This is a genomic window from Mesorhizobium sp. M7A.F.Ca.AU.002.02.1.1 (genome assembly GCF_003998535.1).
Classification (GTDB): Bacteria; Pseudomonadota; Alphaproteobacteria; order Rhizobiales; family Rhizobiaceae; genus Mesorhizobium; species Mesorhizobium ciceri.
Genome location: NZ_RZPB01000573.1, coordinates 1 through 3947, shown reverse-complemented (window position 1 = coordinate 3947; position 3947 = coordinate 1). Strand labels below are relative to the sequence as shown.

At 61.2% G+C, this 3947-nt stretch carries 4 protein-coding genes and 1 pseudogene; 2 read left to right on the top strand and 3 right to left on the bottom strand.

Features of this window, described 5'->3' with window-relative positions:
* From EN879_RS40195 to EN879_RS27005, 3 genes and pseudogenes are all read right to left on the bottom strand, one after another.
* Positions 1–164, bottom strand: a pseudogene (locus tag EN879_RS40195) (3-deoxy-8-phosphooctulonate synthase); the annotation flags it as partial.
* On the bottom strand, positions 161–1048 hold the full coding sequence (locus tag EN879_RS27010; RefSeq protein WP_063168053.1) for a VOC family protein: 888 nt from the start codon (positions 1046–1048) through the stop codon (positions 161–163). The gene EN879_RS27010 and the pseudogene EN879_RS40195, both read right to left, overlap by 4 nt.
* A gap of 118 nt (positions 1049–1166) precedes the next feature.
* On the bottom strand, positions 1167–1457 hold the full coding sequence (locus tag EN879_RS27005; RefSeq protein ID WP_027163379.1) for a Dabb family protein: 291 nt from the start codon (positions 1455–1457) through the stop codon (positions 1167–1169).
* Positions 1458–2029: 572 nt separating this feature from the next.
* Between EN879_RS27005 and EN879_RS27000 the strand changes: the two genes are divergently transcribed.
* Both EN879_RS27000 and EN879_RS26995 read left to right on the top strand, forming a co-directional pair.
* Positions 2030–3286: a cyclopropane-fatty-acyl-phospholipid synthase family protein gene (locus EN879_RS27000; protein ID WP_063168054.1), complete on the top strand. Its 1257-nt coding sequence runs from the start codon at positions 2030–2032 to the stop codon at positions 3284–3286.
* Positions 3287–3423: 137 nt separating this feature from the next.
* The coding region (locus tag EN879_RS26995; RefSeq protein ID WP_281034609.1) for a glycerophosphodiester phosphodiesterase family protein at positions 3424–3947 on the top strand (524 nt) is incomplete at its 3' end.

The following is a 3947-nucleotide window of genomic DNA, read 5'->3' as shown; positions in this document are numbered from 1 at the left end:
ATTCCGAGCCTGCCGGTCAGTTCCTTCAGCGCGCCGGCCATGTCGAAAGCGTGCTGACGCGACTCGAACTGGCACGGGCCGGCGATCAGCGACAGAGCCGCCTTGTTGTCGAAGACGACATTGCCGACAATTACCGCTGAATTGGGCGCGACGGGCTTGTTCATTTGGTCTCCCGGAAGATGAAAGCCGCGCCCTGTCCGGGTGCAGGCTGCACGACAATATCATTGCCCGCTATATCGTGTTGGATGGAATTGGCCGCAAGCAGCCTCGATGTCACATTGGCGTTCCGAACCGAAAAGACCACCGCTGCGAAGCGTAGATCTGTCGGCGCGCCGGCCGGCAGGCCAAAGCGCGCGGTGAAAGCCGCGCGGTCAAGCACGCTCAAATCTGCATTCGGCAGGGAAAACATGCCGCCCTGCCTTTCGGCGGCCGGATTATCCACCGAGATAGAAATCAACTCATGCTGCTTTCCAGGCGCATCGCTGACCGCCAAGATCTCGACAATTCCGGTCGCGCCGTTGGCGTGGGCCTGCAAAGCCGCGCGGTCGACATCAGGCGCGTTGACCCGCTCGCAGGCAAACAGGAAGGCGTCCGTGGCTTTGGCTCCGGCCGCGAAAGCGAGCTTGAACGATGCGATGTCGCTCTTGCCGGCCGGGTCGGTGAAAGCGCGCGAAAAACCCAGCATGTCTCCCGCCGAGATGCCGGCATCGACATAGCGTGCATGGTCGGCATCGGCATTGCCCGTACCTAGAACAATGGCGGAAAACCCCTCGTCGCCGTTGCTGTCGCGATAGGCGCGATCACGCGTGACGAAGACATTGCCGTCCGCGATAGCCTTTGCCGCCACCTGCTCGTCGCCGACCGCCAGCGGTTCGAGATACGTGCCGTCGGCCAGGAAAACACAGCAGTTTTCCGTTCCGAAGGGATGGATGCCGGTCGGGGCCACGACGAAGCCAAGCGCGGCGAGCCGGGCTCGCGCCACCTCAAGGCTCTGCGTTGGCAGCACCAGGTGATCGAGCGGATGAGTGCCAGTGATGGTTCGGGTCATGCAGCCGCGATGTGCATCATTCCGCAAATCGGTTCAAGACTTGATCGCAATCCCGGCCATTTCGCCCCCGCCAGTTCACCGGACGTCGAAAAAGGCACCAGTTGGGACAAAGCCTCGATCAGCTTCCGGCAATGACATCGGCGGAATAGCGCAGTTCGCGCATCGGTTTGACCTTGCTGGTGGTCTGCGCATAGAGCGGGTGCGCCTTGTAGGCGGCCAGCGCGGCGTCATCGGCGAACTCCGCATAGACGACCACGTCGACCTCGTCCGACAGCGGATCCACCTTGGTGTTGAGCGTGACCTCGAACAGGCTGGAATGAGGAATGTTGCCGAGCGCCAGCAAGCCGGTGCGCACAGCCTCGACATCCTCTTTTCGCCGCGCGCTGAAGAAAACGATATGCCGGATCAACCCCGCCTCCTCGATCAAAATGCTGGGGTCTTTTGTGACGGCAGGACGTTGGCGTCAATCGACTAGGATGTCGCGGCTGCCGCCACTGGAGTTAAGCTCTGCCGGTAACATATCGCACAACATGGCTAAGCTCTCTCACTGTTGTGTCGAGATAGCGGCCCTGATTGTACATGCCATCCCAGATCAGGAAAAACGCGATGGCGGCAATGACGATTACATAACGCATGGCTAGATCTATCGCACGAGCAATTCTGCGACCATAGGCGTTTTTTGCGCGCTCGGCCTTTGCTGTGCAAAAAAGCGGATTCTCGCTGGCGCAAGCATTCCGCGTGGCACAGCCCCGCTTGCGGCCTGCCTCTTGAAGTTTCGCCGCATGACGTGGAAGATCGCCGCAGGGATTCACTGGGAAGCGCTAAAGCTCTGGTAAAAGAGCGCGTGTTTCATTCGAGCCCGCCCGTCACTGAGCCGGTCAGCGCCCGGGACCGGCAACGGCGTTCGAAGCTGGCGAATGATCCAAGAGAACCGTGGCTCGGCAATCTGCCCCGACACCGCGGAAATCCAGGGGGCACGAGATGGCACAAAAGGAACTTTTTGGCGCAGCATTGAGCGACGCGGTCAGGCTCGATGAGTTCAATTTCGCCGAGATCGTCAAAGGTCTGCCGGCGAAAGCGCGCATGGTGCTGTCGGCGGCGATGAACCTGCCGCGCGGTTCGCTCAAGGTGAGGCTGCCGGACGGCCGCGCCGTCCTCGTCGGCGGCAAGGGACCTGGCCCAGATGCCGAACTGGTGCTGAAGAATTGGCGCTTGCCCGGCCGCGCCTTTTCCGGCGGCACGATCGGCGTAGCCGAATCCTACATGGACGGCGATTGGGAAAGCCCTGATGTGACCAGCTTCCTGGAGCTGTTCGTGGTCAATTCGGTCATTGGCGAGCGTATCGCGGGCGGCACCAGTTGGCTGATCAACACCGTCCAGCGCATCCGCCACTGGTTCAACCAGAACACCCGCACCGGTTCGAAGCGCAATATCTCGGCGCATTACGACCTCGGCAACGCCTTTTACAAGCAATGGCTCGATCCGAGCATGACCTATTCCTCGGCGCTCTACACGACCGGCGCCAACGACCTGGAAAGCGCCCAGGCCGCCAAATATCGCGCGCTGGCGAAAGACACAGGGATCGGCCCGAAGGACCATGTGCTGGAAATCGGCTGCGGCTGGGGCGGCTTCGCCGAATTCGCCGCGCGCGAGATCGGCTGCCGCGTCACCGGGTTGACGATCAGCCGCGAGCAGCACGATTTTGCAACGGCTCGCATCGCCAAGGCTGGCCTTGCCGAAAAGGTCGACATCAAGCTGCAGGACTATCGCGACGAAACCGGCACCTATGACCGCATCGCCTCGATCGAGATGTTCGAGGCGGTCGGCGAGAAATACTGGCCGGTGTTTTTCGGCAAGATGAAGGCTTGCCTGAGACCCGGCGGCACCGCCGGCCTGCAGATCATCACCATCAACGAAGCCGCCTACGACACGTATCGCGCAAGGCCGGATTTCATCCAGCGCTATGTTTTCCCGGGTGGCATGCTGCCGACACCGTCGATCCTGAAGACACTGGGCAAGGATCATGGCCTTGCCCATCTGCGCGAGCGCGTGTTTCCGGATGACTATGCGCGCACGCTTGCCGAATGGCGCCACCGGTTCTGGGCGTCATGGGAGAAGATCGTCCCGCTCGGCTTCGACGACCGCTTCAAGAAGCTCTGGGAGTTCTACCTGCACTATTGCGAGGCCGGATTCCGCGCCAGCTACATCGACGTGCGCCAGGTGGTCTACAAGGCGTAAGTCGACACGTTCTTCGATTTCATTGCCGCCGACCAGGCGATATCGAGGATGATCTCGATGTCGCCGCCCGGTCGCCGTCAAAAAGTCCGATCGCAAAGCAGGATGCCGCGCAGGACGGACGAATCGGAAATCACTTGATGCGCAAACGGACGATCTTCTTCGGCATCATCGTTGTCGCCGCGGCGGGCATCTGGCTCAACAACACCTCGCTGTTGTCGAGCCGCCCCGCCGGCAAGCCGGAAGTGCTTGCCCATCGCGGCCTTGCCCAGGACTACGCACGGGAAGGCATGACGGGTGAGACGTGCACGGCCAGTCGCATGTTGCCGCCGCGCCATGCCTACCTCGAAAACACGATCCCCTCGATGGAAGCAGCCTTCGCGCTGGACGCTGACGCGCTCGAACTAGATGTTCACCCGACGACAGACGGCAATTTCGCCGTCTTCCACGACTGGACGCTGGATTGCCGCACGGAAGGCAAGGGAGAAACACGCAACCATTCCATGGCCGAGTTGAAGACCCTCGATGTCGGCTATGGCTATACGGCGGATGGCGGCAAGACCTTTCCGTTTCGCGGCAAGGGTATCGGCATGATGCCGTCGCTGGATGAGGTTCTGGCGCACTTCCCGGCCCGCCGCTTCAACATCAACGTCAAGAGCAACGA